Annotated in this window: 17 protein-coding genes; 10 read left to right on the top strand and 7 right to left on the bottom strand. The window is 55.8% G+C overall.

All coding sequences use genetic code 11. From position 1 onward, the window contains the following. The first annotated feature begins 10 nt into the window (after nt 1–10). The 5 genes from clpA (at nt 11) to ACO6TI_RS22390 (ending at nt 5211) form a co-directional block, all read left to right on the top strand. Entirely contained in the window at nt 11–2461 is a 2451-nt protein-coding gene (clpA, locus tag ACO6TI_RS22410; protein ID WP_055115794.1) for an ATP-dependent Clp protease ATP-binding subunit ClpA, read from the top strand. Nucleotides 2462–2624: 163 nt separating this feature from the next. Next, nucleotides 2625–3329, top strand: a complete 705-nt coding sequence (locus tag ACO6TI_RS22405; RefSeq protein ID WP_422383414.1) for an SDR family oxidoreductase — start codon at nt 2625–2627, stop codon at nt 3327–3329. A gap of 75 nt (nt 3330–3404) precedes the next feature. Further along, complete coding sequence (locus ACO6TI_RS22400) at nt 3405–4166, top strand: AzlC family ABC transporter permease (RefSeq protein WP_422383413.1); 762 nt, start codon at nt 3405–3407, stop codon at nt 4164–4166. Then, the gene (locus tag ACO6TI_RS22395) at nt 4163–4528 is read left to right on the top strand and encodes an AzlD domain-containing protein (protein WP_108876041.1); all 366 of its coding nucleotides are present in this window, start codon (nt 4163–4165) and stop codon (nt 4526–4528) included. Before ACO6TI_RS22400 ends, ACO6TI_RS22395 begins: the two co-directional genes overlap by 4 nt. Nucleotides 4529–4560: 32 nt before the next feature. Continuing rightward, nucleotides 4561–5211: a glutathione S-transferase family protein gene (locus ACO6TI_RS22390; protein ID WP_108876040.1), complete on the top strand. Its 651-nt coding sequence runs from the start codon at nt 4561–4563 to the stop codon at nt 5209–5211. 15 nt (nt 5212–5226) lie between these two features. Here ACO6TI_RS22390 and ACO6TI_RS22385 read toward each other — a convergent pair whose 3' ends face one another. The 3 genes from ACO6TI_RS22385 to ACO6TI_RS22375 form a co-directional block, all read right to left on the bottom strand. Further along, on the bottom strand, nt 5227–5649 hold the full coding sequence (locus ACO6TI_RS22385; protein ID WP_108876039.1) for a hypothetical protein: 423 nt from the start codon (nt 5647–5649) through the stop codon (nt 5227–5229). A 91-nt stretch (nt 5650–5740) separates the two neighbouring features. Beyond that, complete coding sequence (locus ACO6TI_RS22380) at nt 5741–6175, bottom strand: HIT family protein (protein WP_108876038.1); 435 nt, start codon at nt 6173–6175, stop codon at nt 5741–5743. 120 nt (nt 6176–6295) lie between these two features. Then, the gene (locus ACO6TI_RS22375; RefSeq protein WP_055115780.1) at nt 6296–6649 is read right to left on the bottom strand and encodes an ArsR/SmtB family transcription factor; all 354 of its coding nucleotides are present in this window, start codon (nt 6647–6649) and stop codon (nt 6296–6298) included. 38 nt (nt 6650–6687) lie between these two features. Between ACO6TI_RS22375 and ACO6TI_RS22370 the strand changes: the two genes are divergently transcribed. After that, a complete protein-coding gene (locus tag ACO6TI_RS22370) occupies nt 6688–8052 on the top strand; it encodes a pyridoxal phosphate-dependent decarboxylase family protein (protein ID WP_422383412.1) in 1365 nt (454 codons plus the stop codon). 92 nt (nt 8053–8144) lie between these two features. On the opposite strand, the gene ACO6TI_RS22365 is transcribed toward ACO6TI_RS22370, so the two are convergent. The 3 genes from ACO6TI_RS22365 to ACO6TI_RS22355 form a co-directional block, all read right to left on the bottom strand. After that, nucleotides 8145–11549: an acyl-[ACP]--phospholipid O-acyltransferase gene (locus tag ACO6TI_RS22365; RefSeq protein WP_422385325.1), complete on the bottom strand. Its 3405-nt coding sequence runs from the start codon at nt 11547–11549 to the stop codon at nt 8145–8147. Between the two features lie 69 nt (nt 11550–11618). Then, nucleotides 11619–11900 carry a YiaA/YiaB family inner membrane protein gene (locus tag ACO6TI_RS22360; protein WP_104704104.1) on the bottom strand — a complete coding sequence of 94 codons (282 nt, stop codon included), beginning with the start codon at nt 11898–11900 and terminating at the stop codon, nt 11619–11621. Nucleotides 11901–11914: 14 nt separating this feature from the next. Beyond that, nucleotides 11915–12613, bottom strand: a complete 699-nt coding sequence (locus ACO6TI_RS22355) for a PspA/IM30 family protein (protein ID WP_422383411.1) — start codon at nt 12611–12613, stop codon at nt 11915–11917. 109 nt (nt 12614–12722) lie between these two features. On the opposite strand from ACO6TI_RS22355, the gene ACO6TI_RS22350 reads away from it, so the two are divergent. After that, complete coding sequence (locus ACO6TI_RS22350) at nt 12723–13313, top strand: TetR/AcrR family transcriptional regulator (RefSeq protein WP_108876035.1); 591 nt, start codon at nt 12723–12725, stop codon at nt 13311–13313. Nucleotides 13314–13344: 31 nt separating this feature from the next. Here the strand turns inward: ACO6TI_RS22350 and ACO6TI_RS22345 are convergent, their stop codons facing one another. Then, entirely contained in the window at nt 13345–14826 is a 1482-nt protein-coding gene (locus ACO6TI_RS22345; protein ID WP_422383410.1) for a protein adenylyltransferase SelO, read from the bottom strand. 387 nt (nt 14827–15213) lie between these two features. Between ACO6TI_RS22345 and ACO6TI_RS22340 the strand changes: the two genes are divergently transcribed. The 3 genes from ACO6TI_RS22340 (at nt 15214) to ACO6TI_RS22330 (ending at nt 19992) form a co-directional block, all read left to right on the top strand. Then, entirely contained in the window at nt 15214–17184 is a 1971-nt protein-coding gene (locus ACO6TI_RS22340) for a DNA/RNA non-specific endonuclease (RefSeq protein WP_422383409.1), read from the top strand. 24 nt (nt 17185–17208) lie between these two features. After that, nucleotides 17209–19245, top strand: a complete 2037-nt coding sequence (locus ACO6TI_RS22335) for a C1 family peptidase (protein ID WP_422383408.1) — start codon at nt 17209–17211, stop codon at nt 19243–19245. A gap of 237 nt (nt 19246–19482) precedes the next feature. Next, complete coding sequence (locus ACO6TI_RS22330; RefSeq protein WP_422383407.1) at nt 19483–19992, top strand: fasciclin domain-containing protein; 510 nt, start codon at nt 19483–19485, stop codon at nt 19990–19992. The last annotated feature ends 90 nt before the right edge of the window (nt 19993–20082 follow it).

The following is a 20082-nucleotide window of genomic DNA, read 5'->3' as shown; positions in this document are numbered from 1 at the left end:
ACCAACGCACGTGCCTTCCTTCTCGCGCAGTTTAGAAAAAGCCCTTCACCAGGCGCTGGCTTTCGCCAACGAACGGCAACAGGAATACGCTACGCTTGAGCATCTGCTGCTGGCGTTGCTCGACGATCAGGACGCAGCTGCCGTCATGCGGGCCTGTAATGTGGATCTGGATACGATCCGACGCAATCTGCTTGAATATATCGAGACCGAACTCGACAATCTGGTGACAGATAGTGATGAGGACTCAAAGCCGACGGCGGGATTCCAGCGCGTCATCCAGCGGGCGGTCATCCATGTCCAGTCTTCCGGCAGGGAAGAGGTCACCGGCGCCAACGTGCTGGTCGCAATTTTTGCCGAGCGCGAAAGCCACGCTGCCTATTTCCTGCAGGATCAGGACATGACCCGCTACGACGCGGTCAACTACATCTCTCATGGCATCGCCAAACGTCCCGGAATGTCCGACGCCCGTCCTGTCGAAGGTGCGGAGGAAGAGGACATTCTTCCAGGCTCTGAAGGGGAAAAGAAGCCCAGCCAGAAGACAGATGCGCTTGAGGCATATTGCGTCAATCTCAACGAAAAGGCCGTCAACGGAAAAATCGATCCCCTGATCGGCCGGGAGAGCGAAATTCAACGTACGATCCAGATTCTTTGCCGCCGGGCGAAGAACAATCCGCTTTTTGTCGGTGATCCGGGCGTTGGTAAAACCGCGATTGCTGAAGGGTTGGCTCACCGTATCGTCAACGAGGATGTGCCTGACGTCCTGATGGACGCGACCATCTTCTCGCTGGACATGGGGTCTCTTCTCGCCGGTACGCGCTACCGGGGCGATTTTGAAGAACGCCTGAAGCAGGTGGTCAAGGAAATCGAGGACTATCCGGGTGCGGTGATGTTCATCGACGAGATCCATACCGTGATCGGTGCCGGTGCCACGTCGGGCGGCGCAATGGACGCGTCGAACCTGCTCAAACCTGCGCTTGCTTCCGGCGCGATCCGGTGTATCGGCTCCACAACCTATAAGGAATACCGCCAGTTCTTCGAAAAAGATCGTGCACTTGTCCGCCGTTTCCAGAAGATCGATGTGAACGAGCCTTCGATCCCCGATGCAATTGACATCCTAAAGGGGCTGAAGCCCTATTTCGAGGACTTCCACAAGGTACGGTACACCAACGATGCCATCAAGACGGCGGTGGAATTGTCGGCAAAGTACATTTCAGACAGGAAGCTGCCTGACAAGGCGATCGATGTCCTGGACGAAACCGGCGCGTCGCAGATGCTCGTTCCCGAAGCCCGACGCCGGAAAACAATCGGCGTGAAGGAAATCGAGAACACCATTGCCACGATGGCCCGCATTCCGCCGAAATCCGTTTCAAAGGACGATGCAGAGGTTCTGGAAAACCTTGGAAAGGACCTCAAGAGGGTTGTCTATGGTCAGGACGCGGCGATCGAAACGCTGGCCTCGGCAATCAAACTCGCACGCGCAGGATTGCGCGAGCCGGACAAGCCGATCGGCAGTTATCTGTTCTCCGGCCCGACCGGTGTCGGCAAGACGGAAGTGGCGCGGCAACTGGCGTCGTCGCTCGGCGTGGAACTGATCCGTTTCGATATGTCTGAATATATGGAACGGCACACGGTTTCACGTTTGATCGGAGCCCCTCCCGGCTATGTCGGGTTCGATCAGGGCGGCCTGTTGACCGACGGGGTCGACCAGCATCCGCATTGTGTCCTGTTGCTCGACGAAATCGAAAAGGCCCATCCGGACCTCTTCAACATCCTGCTGCAGGTGATGGATCACGGCAAGCTGACCGATCACAACGGAAAGCAGGTCGATTTCCGCAATGTGATCCTGATCATGACCACGAATGCGGGCGCTTCAGACATGGCTAAGATGCCTGTCGGCTTCAACCGCGTAAAGCGGGAAGGAGACGACACGGAAGCGATCAACAAACTGTTCACACCGGAATTCCGCAACCGTCTCGATGCGATCATTCCGTTCGGCAACCTGCCGATGGAAGTTGTCTACAAGGTGGTCGAGAAGTTCGTCATGCAGCTTGAGGTGCAGCTTGCGGACCGCAATGTCACGTTCGAACTGACCGACGATGCGGTGAAATGGCTGGCGACCAAGGGGTACGATGACCGAATGGGGGCCCGCCCACTCGGCCGGATTATCCAGGAACACATAAAACGGCCGCTTGCCGACGAAGTTCTCTTCGGCAAATTGAAAAAGGGCGGCATGGTCAAGGTGTCGGTTTCCGAGGATGGCAAGGGCCTGCTGCTGGAAAGCATTGAAGAGCGGGCAAATCCGCCCAAACCGAAAGCCAAGACGGAAACCAAACCAAAACCGAAACGGCGCCGGAAGCCGGTTTCAAAGACATCGGCGGCCAAGCAGACAAAGTCCTCCGGCGGAAACAAGGGCGGCTCGTCGAAAAAGAGCCTCGTGCCAAAAGTGCCTTTGGCAGACTGAACAAGGCAACGCGATTGCAACGAAAGACCCCGGAGATGATCCGGGGTCTTTTGTTTTGACACAAACGGTCCTTTCACTTCTTTCACCAAATCCATTCGACAAATTTGTTGGTCGACTGTTCCAGGATTTCCTAACTTGGGACAAAGCCGAACAGGAGTTGAACATGTCCGATACGAAAGTTGCCCTGATTACAGCGGGCGGGTCCGGAATGGGCGCCGACGCAGCGCGCCGCCTTGCCGCTGATGGCATGAAAGTCGCGATCCTGTCATCGTCGGGAAAGGGCGAGGCGCTTGCCAAGGAGCTTGGCGGATTTGGATACACAGGCTCCAATCTTGAGCCGGAGAACTTGAAGTCGTTTGTTGAAAAATCCCTGGAAACTTATGGCCAAATTGATGTTCTTGTGAATTCTGCGGGTCATGGTCCCAAGGGTGATATCCTGGAAATTTCCGACGAGGACTGGCATCGGGGAATGGACTACTACCTGATGAATGTCATACGCCCGAGCCGGATCGTTGCCCCGATCATGGCGGAGCAGGGAGGCGGGACGATCCTCAACATCTCCACCTTTGCCACTTTCGAGCCCGACCCGATGTTTCCGACTTCCGGTGTGTTCCGGGCCGGACTTGCCAGCTTCACGAAACTCTTTTCCGACAAGTTCGCGGCGCAGAACGTACGGATGAACAACATCCTTCCCGGTTTCATCGACAGTCTTCCGGAAAAGGATGACCGGCGCGAGCGTATCCCGATGGGCCGTTATGGCCGATCCGATGAAGTCGCCGGTCTGATTTCCTATCTGGCAAGCGATGAGGCGGCCTACATAACGGGTCAGAATATCCGTATCGACGGCGGGTTGACGCGGTCGGTCTGACACTTGAGTACACTGGACAAGATTACCTGATAAAGGTAAGGCTTCCTTACTATCTTATTTTCGAGTCCTTTCCCAATGACCGTTCCGCATGGGACCGCGCAATCCAATTTGCCTGACGAGCCGCCAAAGACAGGCAGGAAGTGGTTCCTGCTGGGTGCCCGCGCGGCGATTTCGATACCGGCTCTGATCCTGACTGCAGCGTTTGTCGGCTATGCGGGTCTTGCTCGCGAGACCGGGCTGACTCTTCCCGAAACGCTGGCGATGACAGGGCTTATCTGGGCATTGCCTTCCATCGTCGTTCTAACCGGAGCTCTGTCTTCCGGAATGGGACTGCTCCCGGCATCGATAGCTGTCGCGCTTGCTTCTGTGCGTCTCATGCCGATGACCATGGCGCTCATGCCGATGGTGAAGGTGCCGGGAAAGACAAAAACCTGGCATCTTCTCATCGCCTCGCATTTTGTTGCGGTGACTGCCTGGGTGTTTGCCATGCGCAATCTGCCGGACCTGCCACGTGAGGCGCGCTTGCCGTATTTCACCGGCTTCGGCGCATCGGTGACGTCGTTCGTGTTCTGCATGACAGGCTTTGCCTACATGGCGGTGGAACGAATGCCGGATGTGGTGGCAGGAGCGCTGGTACTGCTCACACCTGTTTACTTCCTGTGCTCGCTGTGGGGCGCGGCGCGACTGAACGTCGACAAGATTGCGATGGTTGTCGGGCTGGCGCTCGGACCGGTCTTTTTCCTCTACCTGCCTGGCCTGGACCTGTTATGGACAGGTTTGGTAGGCGGCACGGCAACTTACCTGGGCATGAGAGTGCTGCGTGGAGGGCGTTCATGACGGAAGGTCTGATACGCGAGACCTGGTGGTGGCCCTATGTCATGATACTGGTCGCGGGCTGGCTGGCAACCGATGTCTGGCGCTGGATCGGCGTTTTCGCCAGCGGCAGACTCCGGGAAGACAGTGAACTGCTGATCTGGGTGCGCTGCGTTGCAACGGCGCTTGTTGCCGGACTCATCTCCAAGTTGATCCTGTTTCCGCAAGGCATCTTGAGCGAGACGCCGATGTGGCTGCGTATTGCAGCGACAGGTGTCGGATTCTCTGCGTTTTTAATCTCGCGCCAAAAAGTCGTTGTCGGCGTTCTGGCCGCAGAAGCCTTTTTGATCGGTGGCTGGTGGCTGCTTGATAGGATAGTCTGGTAACCAGCAGACACTCCCGAGATCAGGTGATTGCAATGGCGGATCAGGTAGAACTCTTTTACGCTCCTCAAACCCGAGCGACCGGCGTTCGTGTTCTGCTGGAAGAGCTGGGTGCTCCCTACACGCTGAACGTGTTGAACTTCAAACTTGGAGAGAACCGGCAGTCCGGCTTTCTGGCAGTCAATCCGGCCGGCAAGGTGCCGACGGTAAGGTGTGGAAAGGCCGTTATCACCGAACAGGTTGCCATCTACATTTACCTCGCTGACCTGTTTCCCGAAAAGGGCCTCACGCCGGCTCTGGATGATCCGCGCCGCGGACCATATTTGCGGTGGTTCGTCTACATGGCGTCGTGCTTCGAACCCGCGCTGGTCGATCGCGCGTTGAAACGGGAAGAGCCGCCACAGACAATGTCGCCCTATGGAAGTTTTGATACTGTCATCGAGAATATGAGAGCGCAGCTTGCAAAAGGCCCATATGTACTTGGTGACAGGCTGACGGCACTCGATGTTCTTTGGGCGATGGGTCTCAGATGGGGCATCATGTTCGGTATTGTGCCTGAATTGGATGAATTCAAGAGATATACGGCCCGGTACTTTGAAAGACCGGCGGTCGTCAAGGTTCTCCAGGAAGACCAGAATCTGGCAAGGGAACAGGAGGAAGCAGCCATAGCTGCGGGAATAGCCTGAGGCTGGAGACTGACTTCACGTATGCTGGAGCCGAAGAGGTTTGGTGGTAACCACCCATGACCTCAGAATATGAGGCAGGATCGCCTGGACTGTTTCATGGTTCTCTTGTTCCGGGTCGACTACCAACCAGGACCCGTCGTCCGATATCTCACCGGTTTCAAGGCACGAAAAATAGAGTTCGCACCAGGCACCGTAGGCTGTTCGCAAAATGAATTTCTCCGGGACCATCAGTTCGATGGTGACATATTCGGACCTGGACAATTCGTGATCCGACAAAAGGGCCTCGGCAAGAAGGTCAAGTTCCTTAGGTTCAGCTTCATATGTCCAAACCGGAGGGGTGTCCGTCTGCGTCAGCTCCATTTGTCTCAGTTGACGGACGACGAATTCATAGGCGATGCGGTGGTTTCCCCGGATCCCGGTGCCTTCCCAGGTGGGCACGTAACGCCCTTCAGAATCAAACAGATCCAGGACGCGGGACTTTTGAAACGTGAAGAGCCTTGCGCACCTTGTCCGGGATGCAACGTATGGACTACCGCGCGACGAGCGCTTTGCGAATTTTTTCCGCATGGCCTGCCAAAAGGTCGTTGTCTGCCATTTCACCTGTATGGGGCTTTAACGAGATGCCTTCAAACCTGGGAATGACGTGCACGTGGGTGTGAAACACGACCTGTCCACCAGCTGGTTCAGAAAACTGCTGGATGGTCGTACCGTCGGCTCCGAACGCCTTGATAACGGTATGCGCCATTTTCTGGACAGTCGCCATAACGGCGTTCAGATCATCCGTCTCGATGTCCAGAATGTTGCGGGAAGGTGCCTTTGGGATCACTAGAATGTGCCCGTCTCCGCGCGGCATGATGTCCATGATCACAAAGGTCTTGTCGTCTTCATAGATTTTGTGGCTCGGCAATTCACCACGCAGGATTTTGGCGAAAACGTTCTGGTCGTCATATTGAGCAGCGGACATTTATGGAAATTCCAGTTGAAATTCGACGGGCTCTGCGGTGCAGATTCCTTGCGCGGAGACTAATCGCAGAGGCCAGGACTGAGCAAGGGAAATCACCGTCCCGGTTCGCCTGACGCCCGGTCACAATTGCGAACGGCTCCGCGGTGTTGCCCGTGATACCGCAATCAATGCACTGCCAAGTTCGGCAAGGCGCACCCTGTCGGGTTTGTAGAACATCCAGTTACCGAACTTCTTGCCGGTGACCAGCCCGGCATCGGCAAGTTTTTTCATGTGTGAACTGACCGTTGGTTGGGACAAGCCGATCTTGTCGGTGATGAACCCGACGCAAACACCGTCCTCGACGAGATCGCCATCGCGTTGCTCTGGAAAGTGCGGGCGTGGATCCAGAAGCCAAAGCAGGATCTGCAGTCTGATCGGGCTTGCGAGAGCCGACATCAGGGAGGAACTTGACTTCGCATCTATATTGATATTCATCTATATAGAAACTCCTCGATATAGATGGATGAACCGGCATGCAAAGTAGCTCTCTTGAACGTCTTGCGGAAGCCTTTTCCAGCGGCGCTGAACGAGGCGAGTCTTACCTCAGGCAAATCGGGAAGCGACAGGTCAACGCGGATACATCCAGACTGTCTGACCTTGACCCCGGTTTGCCGGAAACGGGACTAGGCGAAATGGCGGTCCTCGACCTCATGGAAACGATCGGCGGTGAGGGGACGGTTGCGTCGGCTGCCGGGCGATATTTCGGTTACGTCATCGGCGGGACCCTGCCGGCGGCTTCCGGCGCGCGCGTCATGCTGTCAGCCTGGGATCAGGTGGCAGATCAACTGACGGGGCCATCGGTTCTAGAGATGGAAAATATTGCGCTTTCCTGGATCGCCGATCTCCTGCAGTTGCCGGCTGAAGCGTCCGGTGCCTTCACCACCGGAGCAACGATGGCAAATCTAACGCTTCTGGTGACGGCACGGGATACGCTCTTGAGCCGCCAGGGGCACCATCGAGGCATGGGCCTTCTGGGGGCACCTGTTCTCAGAATCGTTGCGAGCTCGGAGATCCATGCGACCGTCCTGAAATCGGTTCGGATGGCAGGCATGGCCACCGATACGATCGAGTGGGTCGATGTCGATGACCAGGGCCGCCTGAAGCTATGTGACCTGCCGGAACTTGATGACACAACGATTGTGCTCGCCCAAGCAGGGAATGTATGCACGGGTTCCGTCGATCCGCTCAAGGGCCTGGGTACAAGATGCCAGGAAGCTGGCGCCTGGCTTCACGTTGATGGTGCATTCGGTCTCTGGGCAAGGCTTCTGGAGCCTTTGCGGCATACGTATGACGGTCTCGAGCTTGCCGACAGTTGGGTTGTCGACGCACACAAAACGCTGAACACACCTTATGACGCGGGAATTGCGCTTTGCAGGCATCCACATGAGATGGAGGCCTCCATGGCAATAGGAGCAGGATATCTGCCGGCGACGCATCCGGGCCCGTCCGACCGGGCACCCGAATTCAGCAGGTCTGCGCGCGGCGCGGAAACCTGGGCCGCGCTTTTGTCCCTTGGACGCAGCGGTGTGTGTGAAATGGTGACCCGGTTTCACGATCATGCGGTCAGAATCTCTGAAGATCTTAAGACACTGGGTTTTGAGGTTCCGCACAGCGTTCATTTCAATCAGGTGTTCGCAACGCTTCCAGGAAATGAAGACGCGTGCTCCGACATTGCCTCCCACGTTCAGAATTCTGGTGAAGCCTGGTTCGGCCCTGCCGTTTGGCAGGGGAAAAAGGGCTTTCGGATAAGTGTATCGAACTGGACCACGGCCGATGAAGATGTCGACCGGCTGATCTCCGCAATCGCGAGCGCGAAGGACGCGGTTCTGGTTTCATAGGGAAGAGGGCGGACTTCAAGGCCGGTACGCAACGGAAACGACGTTACAGGGATGCATCCCGCGGTTTGCGCGGGATGCGGAGTACGGCGAGATCAGGCGGCTTGTTCGGCGGAACGTCTTTCAGATACCAGTTTGTTGACGCCTGAAAAGTCGATTTTGCCTGACCCGAGGACGGGCACATTCTGCACCACCTGGACTTCTGCCGGGATCATCAGATCCTGCGCGCCGCGTTTTTTTGCAGCTTGCAGAAAATCCGATCGCGTTGCAGTTGGGCACTCGGTGATCAGAATGAGCTTCTCCCCCTTGCGTGGGTCCTTGACTGCAGCGACCGCTGACAGATGGTCGGGCCAGACCTGCCCAGCGATTGCCTCGACGGCTGCCAGCGAAACCATCTCGCCGCCAATCTTGGCAAAGCGCTTTGCACGGCCCTTGATCGTGATGTAGTCGTCTTCATCTATTTCGACGATGTCTCCCGTATCGTGCCAGCCATCGACCAGCGGTTCAACGACGCCCGGATTGTCCGACTTCAGATATCCGACCATGATATTGGGCCCTGCGACAAATAGCCGACCACCGGTTTCCACACCCGGCACGGGTTCAAGGCGTGCGGACATACCCGGCATCAGTTTGCCGACCGTGCCCGGCTTGTTGAACATGGGGGTGTTGATCGCAATGACCGGTGCGGTTTCCGTGACTCCATAGCCTTCCAGAACGCGGAGACCGAACTTTTCCATGTAGGTCTGTCGTGTCGAGGGTTTGACAGGTTCAGCGCCGGCGAAACAATAGCGAAGCGACCGAAAATCGTAGGCATGGGCAACCCGGGCATACCCATTCAGGAATGTGTCGGTGCCAAACAGGATCGTTGCGTTGGAACTGTAGATCAGCTCCGGAATGATCCGGTAGTGCAAAGGCGATGGATAGAGAAAGGTCGGTACACCTGAAATCAGGGGCAGAATTGTTCCCGCCGTCAGGCCGAAGGAGTGAAACATCGGCAGGACATTGAAGACCTTGTCAGACGGAGAGAAATCAATCCGTGCAGCTGCCTGGTTTGCATTGGCCAGAATGTTCCTGTGTGTCAGCACGACGCCTTTCGGCGTTCCCTCCGAACCGGAGGTGAACAGGATAATGGCGGTATCGTTGCCGGTCCGGCTGACGAGGGGACGTTTGCGCATGCTCAAGCCCCTCAATTTGTCCAGAAGGCTGATTTCCTTGCGTACTTCGTCAAGCCAGATGAACCTGACATGAGGCTCCAGGCCTTCGACCAGTGCCTCAAGCTTGGCCTGGCGAATGAACGTGCGCGAGGAGAGTATAATTTCGACCTTTGCCGTTCGGCAGGCAGACAGCACGTTTTCCAGTCCGGCGGTGAAATTGATCATCGCCGGTACCTTGCCCGCGGACATCGTAGCCAGAACGGTGACCGCGGATCCATTGGCATTCGGCAACATGACCCCGAGGGTTTCCTGATTGGCTGCCAGAGCCAGGATCTTGCGACCAAGGACGGAAATGCCTGTCAACAATTTGCCATAGCTCAACTTGCCGGACAGGGGATCTTCAAGAGCGAGTTCAGAATATCCGCGTTCCTTTGCGGTTTCGAAGACCTCGTCCAGTATGGTCTTGTCGTCGGCGCGACTGGTTTCGAACATCAGGTCGGACATGATCTGGTAGAGTTCGCTTCCTGCCGCGGCGCGGCGCTTCCGGCCTTTCAGGTCTTCCGGCAACTCCAGGCGTTTCGGTTCCATGATGGTAACTCTCACTTTCGGAAACAGTCGTTTGCGGATCTGGTTCGGGTTCAGATAGGAAAAGGGTGTTTTTTCGAGGCCGTCGATGCGGATCGGAACGATCATGGCCCCGGTCTTGTCGGCTACCATGGCAGCGCCGTCATAAACCTTCATCAGCGATCCGGTGACGGTAAGCCTGCCCTCTGGAAAGATCACCATCGGTTCACCGGACTTCACCACCTTGATCAGCGACCGTGTTGCCATGGGTTTTGCCGGGTTGATCGGAAGGGCATTTGCCAGTTTCAGGAACGGACGAACCCACCAGCGCTGGGCGATTTCGTAATCGACTGCAAAGGTCGGGGTCTTGTCAGCCAATGTAAGCGCAAGGCCGGCGTCCAGGAGGGACACGTGGTTCAACGCCAGAATTGGGGCTTCACCGGCTTTTTCAAGGTTCTCAATGCCTTTGATCTCGACCCTGAATATTGCGCGGTAGAGGATCGAAACAGCGTCTCGCAGCGGATTTGTCGGCAGAACATTCATCATGATAATGGCTGCCATCGCGTTCAGAATGCCAAGACATGCCATGATTGCCGGTATGGACACGCCGAATTTTTGTGCTCCGGCGAGTGCAAGACCACCAAGGGTCATCAAGGCTGCCCCAAGGGCGTTCGTTCCTGCTATGCGGCGCGCTCGTGTCTCCGGCGTGGCCCAGGTCTGCAGGGCGGTGAAGGTCGGGACGACCAGCAGAGCGCCCGAGATTGCCAGCCCGGCCATATCGATCGTCAGGCGAAACACACCGTCGCTCTTGAGGAATGCTGACAGGTTTGCCGGAGATCCGGTTGCCGAGAGGGTCGAAAGGGTCCAGGCACTGTCGAAACAGAAGACAGCAAGCAAAACCGTTCCAAAAGCGGCCGGCAGCAGCACCACGCGCCCCGCGGACAGCCAGGCAGCCAGCGCGGAACCTATGCCGATGGAGACGGCAAAGACCGTCAGGAAAAAGGTAACGGCTGTTTCGTTCCCGCCAAGGACATCCTTGACCATCAGCGGCAGCAACGCGAGTACCGTCGCACCGATCAGCCAGAACCAGGCATTCATCAGGGCTACGCGGAACAGGCGTTTGTCCGTTGCGAGGTTGGCAAGGATGCACCAGGTCGACGTCGCGATATTCCAGTCGATCTTCAGGTCCGGAGCGGCGGCAGGGGCGGATGGAATCCTGCGGCTTGTCGCATAGCAGGCTAAGGCCAGCACAAGCATGACCGGAGCAAAGGCAGCAGCGGGAGCACCGGAGCTGAAGATCATGCCGGCCGAAATTGTTCCTCCCAGGATCGCCAGAAAGGTTCCGGTTTCAACCCAGGCATTTGCCCGTGGCAAATCCGAGTTTGCGAGGTGTTCCGGCAACAGACCGTACTTGACGGGACTGAATATCGCCGACATCGCACCGAACAGAAAAAGTGCGGCGAAAAGCAACGGGAGGGATGAAAGCAGCATTCCAGCTGCTGCCAGGAGTGCCCCGGCGATTTCAATACCCTTTGAGAGCCTGGCTATTCGAGACTTGTCGAACTTGTCTGCAAGCTCACCGCCAATTGCCGACAGGAAAAGGAATGGCGCAATAAAAATCGCACCGGTGAGAGCAATCAGCGCGCCCGTGTTACCTGTTTGAGCACCGGTCGACGTGACCTGAAACAGGACCAGAAATACCAGTGTGTTTTTCAGGAAGTTGTCGTTGAAAGCGGACAGGAACTGGGTCCAGAACAGCGGTGCGAACCGCTTTGAAGTCATCAATGGCTTGCTCAAGGTCACCTCCATCCGGGTGGTTGCTGGCAACCACCCGCGGAAAACAGTTGGAAATCAGGATTGCTCGGGACTGTTGATGTCCAAAAGCAGCTTTTCTGTCTTGGCATCTTCAATGCGGTGGTGAAGTTTCTCGGACTCGTCCCGGTCGCGCAGCGTCTTGGTGAGCGTGATCGAGGTGTGCACCAGCATGATCGCGGCCATGGTGTAAAAGCCCTTGGCCGAAAAACTGGCTTCCAGATTGTAAATCCCGAGGGCCATCATGACCGCGGCTATGCCAAAGCTGACCCAGGTGAAGATGATCCAGTTCTGGGAGTGTTTTGCGAGTGCTTCCTGCATGGGATTGTCCTTTCTCATTTGTCAGTTTCGATCAGGAGGGGGAGTTCGGCTTTCAACCGGCCAAGAACATCGTTTGCCCGGATGCGGACCGGATCGCCGCAATCGGCATCGGCGAGTTTCTCGATCACGACTTCGGGTCTTTCTGCGGGCGAGAGCTCCGCGAAAGCCCGGTCTGCCAACTGGTTGCGCTCCTGCTCTTGCAGAATGTCGTCCAGCTGGTGCTCGGCCCTGACAAGAGCGGACTGGCCTGCAACGGCGCCGAGTGACTGGGCCTTTTGGATCTGCTGTCGGACTTCTGCGGTTCGTTCGCCGCGCTTGAGCGCGCGCAGCCTGCCCTGAGCCCGGTGCAACTGGTCCGTCAGGGTCAAGAGATCCTCGTCGAATTTGAGGATGGCGGCCTCTAGGGCTGCCTTTTCATCTTCCAGTACCGCAATGGCTTCGGCAGCTTCGCGTGCAAGTGTTTCGACACCCTTGAGAAGTGCGTTCCGTGCCCGGTTTTCCAGATCCTCGATGGATACTGAAATCTGCCTGAGGCGGTTGCGATCCTGGTGCTGTTCAGCCTTGGCTCTGGCCAAGGCAGTCTGTGCAGCCCTGACGGAAGTTGCAGCGTCACGCACGTTCCAGCCAAGCGAGGTTATCGATGATTGCTGTCTGCCGGTCTGGGCACTTGTTTCAAACAATGCCTTCAGTTGAGATATGAGTGGTTCGAACATCTATCCTCCATAAAAATGAACAATGTTCACTATTTGACAAAGCCACATCAAGTGCGCTAGGTCAAGAAAAAAATGAACTGAGTTCACTTTTAAGTACGAGGATTGGTTAATGCCGGGAATTCAAAGAGCCAAAAGCGAGGAAACCCAGCGAAGGGTCCTTGAAGCTGCGATAAGGGCCGTCGAGGCGGGTGGAATGGAAGCCGTGCAAATCCGCAGGATTGCCGCCGAAGCAGGATATTCGGTCGGATCGGTATACAAGCACTACGAAGATCAGGATGCCCTGATCGCGGCTGTTGATACCGTTACGCTGGAGCGCATCAAAACCGACATGTCAAATGCGATCGAGGGTATCGAGGATCCGCTAAACCAGCTGAAAACGCTGGCGCGCACTTATCTGGAATTCGCTCGCCGACATCGAAACTTGTGGGTGACGCTGTTCACGCATCATTTGCCCGATGGCCGCCCAGTGCCTGAAAGCCACATCCAGGGGACGGTCGATCTTCTGACTTTTGTGGCTGTTCCGCTGAAGAAACTCAATCCCGACCTTACTGAAGACCTGCTGGCTGCACGCACCCGAACCTGCTTTTCAGCACTCCACGGGCTGGTGTCCATCAGTCTTGAAGAACGGTTCGTCGGCCTGCCGGGCGACGAGATGGATCGGGAAATGATGTTCCTGGTTGAGAGGCTGGCGGCGAAGTAGCAAGCCCAATTCAGGCCGGAGTGATCTTTTCTCAGGTTCCGCAAAATGTTTTGTATGGACCGAATTCAACAGGTGCCGGGCCGGAATATGCATCCATGCCAGGTTGTTCGGTGAATGGTGTGGCCAGTACGTCCATTAGTTGCCGTGCGGGTTCATAGTTTCCGGTTTCGGCTGCCTCGAGGGCTTCTTCGACCTTGTGGTTTCGGGCGATGTAGACCGGGTTGACCCTGTTCATTGCGTCGCGTGTCTTGTCTGACGTTGTCGTTTCCCTTTGCAATCGGTCCTTCCAGCGCTTCAGCCAAGCATTAATGCCTTCCTGCTCTTGAAACTGCTTGCGAAGTGCCTTCTCGTCACCGGTCGCTGCATCTGCCAGGTTTCGAAACAACTGCGTGTAATCCACTTTTTGTGCCTGCATCTGGCTCAGCAGGTCCTCGGTCAGCGGCAGGTCGTCACTTTGGACTGTCTCAAGGCCGATTTTCCTGCGCATGCCGGCAAGCCATGCCGTCTTGTACATATCCGGGAAACGTCCGAGTTCCTCGCTGACGCGCTCCACCGCCTTGTCGATATCATCCGGATCGATCAGGGCCAGAATGGCTTCAGCCAGGCGCGCCAGGTTCCATTGAGCTATTACCGGTTGCCGGCCGAAAGCATAGCGACCGCCATGATCGATTGAACTGAAGACCGCCGCAGGATCATAGGTGTCGAGGAATGCGCATGGACCGTAATCGATCGTCTCCCCGGATATCGTTGTGTTGTCAGTATTCATGACGCCATGGATGAAGCCAACCAGCACCCAGTGTGCGATCAGCCTGGCCTGCCGTTCCATCACCCGGGAGAAAAGTTTCAGGTAACGATCGTCTTCGTTTTCAAGGTCAGGGTCATGGCGCGCAATTGCGTAGTCTGCGAGCTGTCGAACCTTGTCGGTTTCGCCACGTGCAGCGAAAAACTGAAACGTGCCAACACGAAGATGACTGCTTGCAATCCGTGTCAGGACAGCGCCAGGCTTGGGACCTTCCCGGTAGATCGTTTCACCAGTCGTGACAGCGGCAAGGGCACGCGTTGTGGGTATGCCGAGGGCGTGCATGGCTTCACCCATGATGTATTCCCGCAAGACGGGCCCTATGACTGCCTTGCCGTCTCCGCCGCGGCTGAAGGGTGTCGGGCCCGATCCCTTCAACTGGATGTCGCGACGCTTCCCAGCCCTGTCGATGATTTCTCCGACGAGGAGTGCACGGCCATCGCCAAGCTGCGGCGAAAAGCCTCCGAACTGATGTCCCGCGTAAACCTGCGCCAGGGGAGATGCGCCATCCGGACACTTCAATCCCGCAAAAATCGCCGCGCCATCCGGCGTTTCAAGCGCCGCACCGTCCAGCCCGAGTTCTTCTGCAAGCTTCCTGTTGAAGAGCACCAGCTTGGGTGCTGGAACCTTTGCACCCTCCCACGCAACATAGAAACCCGGAAGGTCACGTGCGTAGGAATTATCGAACTGGAAGAGTGGTGCATTGACGGTCATGAATTCTGTCCTGGTGTTCACCTGAGGTGCTCAAGTCGTTACCTAGCAAAATATAAGGAGCTGTGTCCGAATTTCCCCCTCGGTGTGCACATCACGTCTGCATCGATCGTTCGTGTATCGCCTCGGCATATTCAGGGACAGTGACCGTGGTCCTTCTTTGTGAATCCTGGATGCAAAGGAATGACGCGACAGAGATCTTTTAATTTACTGAAAAACATGAATTTTTTGGAGTTGAGTTGTAAAAAATCTGCGTCTTGGTTGTATTCTTGCTTGCACCTAACTTTAAATGGCACTCAAAATATTGTATAATTTCAAATTCTCAACCCAGGGTATTTTTGGGTGTTGCATTTTCTGATTTTTTTATAACTCAAGATTTGGATTCCAGTCATGAAATCAGTGTTCCAGTCCCAGCTAGAAGAATTGCAGACAGTCGAGGAACTTCTCGACAACGAGAAGTACATTGTTGCGGAAACGCCATTCACGGCGAGCGAGGGGCTGGAAGGCGCCAGCCCGGAGACAACCGGCTCGGCCTCGCTCGAAGAAGCGGTCGATCGTATCAGGACGGGAAAAGCGGATCTTGGCGCCCCGACCTATACCGAAGCGATTGTCATGCGCACCGGCTTTCCGTCGTTGCTCGTGCAGAACGGCACTTTTGAAGATCCGAAACTCGATCACTGGAAAAAGGTACTTCTGCCCAGACGTGACCTGATCAACAACGCAATTGCCAATGTCGGGCGTGTCGATCTGGTGAATGATCCCAATGCTAAATGGATCGGCACCGGCTGGCGGGTGAATGAAGACACATTTGTCACCAACAGGCATGTTGCGGAATATTTTTCACGCCGAATCCGGGGAGGTTGGGACGTGGCGCCGGGCATCAAGGTCTACATGGACCTGAAGGAAGAACACCAGTCCGACGAGCAACTAGAATTGCTGGTTTCATCGATATTGCACATTGAACCGACTGGTCTTCCCGATGTCGCGATCATGCGCGTGAAAAGTTCTGCGTTGAGCGGCATGGCCGACCCGATATCCTTGCAACTGGATGGACAAAGACCCGAAACCATCGGCGTGATCGGGTATCCCGCGAAAGCGGTTCGCGACAATCCCGTGGACGCGATGGATCGCTATTTTGGCGACATTTACAATGTGAAGCGATTTGCACCCGGGCGGATCATGGATGAAGACCATTCGTCTTCGGTGTTCACCCACAACGCAACCACACTCGGCGGAAACTCCGGTTCGGTCATCATTGATGTCGAGACCGGCTGTGCTGCCGGTCTTCACTTCGCAGGCAGTGCGCTCACGCAGAACTACGCAGTGAAAATCGGTACGGTTGCCGATGTACTGCGCCGCAGATCAGTCTACTTCACGACCTGTTCCGAGATGGATGGGTCCGGCGGAAATTCCGGTTCAGGCAAAGGCGGTGGGTCCAGTTCGGAAGATGCCGGACGTTTTGGAGACCGAGAGGGATATCAGCCGGACTTTCTTGGACGCGGTTCATTGCGTGTACCGCTGCCGGAGCTGAACAGCATGCAAATGCGCAAACTTGCGCGTACAGATGCAGGTGAAAGCGAGCTGAAATACAGGCATTTTTCAGTCGTCATGAATGGAGAGCGACAACTGGCGTTCTATGCCGCTGCAAATATTGATGGAAACGAACTGCGCAGGCCGCGGCGCATCAAGTCATTCAAGCTCGATCCTCGCCTTGCAGAAGGCAAACAGGCGGGAGAAGATCTCTATTTCGACAATGACCTGGACCGCGGTCATCTCATCAGGAGGCTCGATCCCTGTTGGGGAACAAAGTCCGAAGCCGACGAGGCCAACCGGGACTCCATGTTCTTTCCCAATATCGCTCCGCAACACAAGAAACTCAACCAGAAAATCTGGCTTCGTTTGGAAGAACACATTCTTGACCGGGTGGATGAGATCGATGCGAAGATATCCGTTTTCGTCGGGTGTTTGTTTGACGATGGCGACCCTGTTCAAAAACCGAGCGGCGTCAAGGTTCCCATGGGTTTCTGGAAAGTTGTCGCATCGATAGGTCGTTCTCAAAGGGGCCGATCCAGCCGGCGCGTTCTGCAGGCCCAGGCATTTTTGTTGTTCCAGGGACATCTTGTAAAACCTGGAGACCTGGAGCTCGTCTTCGGACAGGGGTTCGAAGAACACCAGGTCACGATTGAAGAACTTGAGCGGTTAACCGGACTTGATTTCGGTTCCTTGCGAGATGCCGACACATTCGCGGTGACCCAGGAAATGCGCGTTGAGCACAAGGAACGTCTGGAAACGACGACCGGCCTCATCACCGATACCTCGGACCACATCAAACCGCTGGGTTCCGTCGAAGACGTGATCTGACAGGTTTTCCGGAGGGAAACTAACTTGAGTGCCGCAAAGTCAAGTCTCCTGTTTCGCGGAGAACGTTTGCTGACCACCAGCGCGGACGTCGGAGACGTACGAGATTACGTATACCAGCCCGCGTTGTCCGGATTGGCGCGCCAGGTCGATCCGCGCTCGGGTAACTCGCTCTGGTGGAGCAGTGGCCGCATCCGCGATCAGGGTGACGCGGGAAGCTGTACCGCACACGCACTGGCAGGCATTATCGATCACCTTCGTGTGCGCGATCGTATGCTCGACAAATCCTCGAAAACGAAGCTGGGCAAGGGAGACAGAAAACCCTGGGCTTCAGCAAACATGTTGTACAACATTGCGCGATTTCACGACAGATTTCCTGGTGAGAATTATGAAGGATCGTCGATCCGCGGGGCTTTGAAAGCATTCTATTTCAATGGCGCATGCGCGGACACGGTCGCCAAGGGACTATCGGGGCGCGAATGGCACATGACCAGGGAAATCCTGGAAAGTGCGCGCAAGGTTCAGCTTGGTGCCTACTATCGCGTCCGACCAAGACTGCCGGATGTACATGCAGCCCTTTGCGAGGCAGGACTGGTCCTTGCTTCCGCCGATATCCACGAAGGATGGTCAACCAAAACCGCTCACATCGGTCTTCCCAAAACGAAGTCCGAGAAATTGGGTCGTCATGCCTTTATCCTTGTCGGATATACGGAACGCGGATTTCTCGTGCAGAATTCGTGGGGCGCCAGTTGGGGCGAAGACGGGGTGGCACTCTGGAGTTACGAAGACTGGGCGTCCAGTGTCGTCGACATGTGGGTTCTCAGGCTCGCAGTTCCGATCGCCAGTCACTCTGCTATTGGCAGCGCTCAGGCCGCCGTATCACGCGGAGCGCAGCTGGGGCAGGGCGCATTCGACCATGCATCCATTGACCCTGTCTCACCACCCACCCGCTTCGACGTCCTCGGCCATATCGCGTCGACTTCACGCGGAAAGCTTGATCGCTTCGGTCCATACCATATCGATATGGCAACGTTGAAAGAGACAGTCAGGATCCTCGCTGAAAGCTCCAAATACAAACACATCCTGATTCATTTCATGGGGCTGCAGCGGCACGAAAACGCGACGATGTCGGCGCTCCGTGATGCAGTTCCCGTATTCAAGAAGAACGGGGTTTATCCGTTTTTTGTCACTGTCGAAAACGATTTGTGTGTTGCGGTACACGATATGGTGGAAGCAGAAGTGGGACGCGCGAACAAGCTCATCGGCCTGGGCGAGAGCCCTGAAAAAGATCGTCACATCGAGGGACAGTTGTCTGGCGCCGCGCTTCGAATTGTCGAGGAAATCCGGCGTAGCTCGATGTCTGTCGTCTATAAAAGCGAAAAAAACACGCTCGGCGAAGGCTTGCAAATCCTCAATGATCTGTTCAGCGCGCTTGAGCCCCGGTATCGCCAGGGTGAGATTTCATACCATATGTCCGCGCACGGGTTCGGTTCGTTGTTGCTGGCCGAATTGTTCAGACAGACGGATTACTGGAGCCGGCAGCCGATCTTTTCCTCTCTCAGCCTGTTTTCACCCATGCTACCTGAAGAGCTTTTCCGCAAAAGTTTCGTTGAGCGACTATATCACCCGCGTGATCTGCCGGTCAGCCGCAAGGCGCGTGGCTCAGATGTCGGGATTGAAAAGGTCGATCTCTATCTCCAGAGTGAAGATGCGATGCGAGAAGATCGGCCTTTTCCAGGATACGGTGGCAACTGGCCATTGCTTTGGGGGCGCGTGCTCGCGATGGCTGAAAGGCGCGCCAACGGGGGGTATTCGGGACTCGAGACCGGCGGGACTTACCGGCGCGAAAACCGTGAACAGGCTCGTTTGCTCGCACTTGGTGCGCCCGCAACAAATTTGTCCGGTGAGCCAGGCGTAGAACTCAAGAAGCTGTTCGGACCTCACCGGGATTTCGATCTGCGCACTGAATTGCTTGATGCGCTGTTGGACCGCATTCTGAATGGTGTCACTACACTCCCTTTCGAAACAGCCTATCCCGACAGGGAAAGCCTTTTGAAGATTTGAGGATTGGTTCCACGACATCACGAATGGCGGATACGTAGACGGTCTTGATCGCGGACAGCCCTGGACGATGCCGAATGGAGCCGGATGAGGTGCTGGAATGAGCAGATGCTGTCTGTTGACTTGCATCCATGATTACAAGGGAAATAATAAATATCGATTTTTTCCAAAAAAGTAAGATCTGACTTCGTCATTGTGGCGTAACGCTTCTGTAATCAATCGACACTTGGAGTAGATGTCATGAAAAAGAGCCTTTCGGCCCTTGTTGGAGCAGTGTGTCTTTTTGCCAGCCAAGCAAATGCGAATACGATTGTTGAAATCGCCGCGGGCGATGAGCGTTTCACCACGCTTGTTGCCGCCGTTCAGGCAGCCGGACTTCAGGACGCTCTCCAGGGGCCAGGTCCGTTTACTGTGTTTGCTCCGGTAAATGATGCCTTCGCGGCGCTTCCTGAAGGCACCGTGGAAACATTGCTGAAACCGGAGAACAAGGACCAGCTCATAAATGTGCTTCTCTATCACGTTGATGATCGCAAGTTGACGTCCAACCAAATCCCGGTTGGATCCAACTATTTCAAGCCGCTTTTGACAAGCGAACGCACGTGCATCACCCGATCAGGCAAGGCGGTTGATATTGCCGACGGAACCGGCTCGACCGCAAACGTCATCATCGCGGATATCCAGGCGGACAACGGCGTGATCCATGTGATCGACAAGGTCCTGATCCCTGGCGACCGTCCGGATTGTCACTGACATAGCTGCTGAACCGGCGGGCGACCCGGTTTGTCGGCCGGTTTCATCACAGGTTTCCTTCCAACCCGCCGGTCATTCCGGCGGGTTTTC

Source organism: Roseibium album (assembly GCF_965233825.1).
Classification (GTDB): Bacteria; Pseudomonadota; Alphaproteobacteria; order Rhizobiales; family Stappiaceae; genus Roseibium; species Roseibium album.
The sequence above is the reverse complement of the archived record's forward strand: the minus strand, read 5'-3'. Positions and strand labels throughout refer to the sequence as shown.